At 67.4% G+C, this 374-nt stretch carries 1 protein-coding gene; it reads right to left on the reverse strand.

Translation table 11 applies throughout. The features are described from left to right. A partial coding sequence (locus tag U8L64_RS00040; protein WP_333392692.1) for an Ig-like domain-containing protein occupies window positions 1–374 on the reverse strand: 374 nt, incomplete at both ends.

Below are 374 nucleotides of genomic sequence, written 5' to 3' on the forward strand. Positions count from 1 at the left end.
ATGGTGATGGTCAGCGTGGCGCTGGACGGGTCACCGTCGGCGTCCTGCATGGTGTAGGTGAAGGTTTCGGTGAGGGTTTCACCGTCATCCAGGCCCTGCACCGCGGCATCGTTCGGGTTGATCAGGTAGCTGTAGTTGCCGCCGCCCAGGTCGGTGAAGGTGCCGTGCGTCGCCGTGGTGCTGGTCCAGTTGACGAAGCTGGTCGGGGTGTCGGCGCCCGGCTGGCCGTTGGCATGCAGGTCGTTGGTCAGCACGTTGCCGGTGATCGCGGTGACGCTGTCCTCGCCCACGCTGGCGCTGTCGGCCACGGCGTGCGGGACGTCGTCGACGATTTCGATGACCAGGCTGGCCGGGGTCGAGCTGCCGGTGCCGTC

The sequence above is a fragment of the Pseudomonas sp. FIP_A4 genome (assembly GCF_036701605.1).
In the GTDB taxonomy this organism is placed as follows: Bacteria; Pseudomonadota; Gammaproteobacteria; order Pseudomonadales; family Pseudomonadaceae; genus Stutzerimonas; species Stutzerimonas phenolilytica.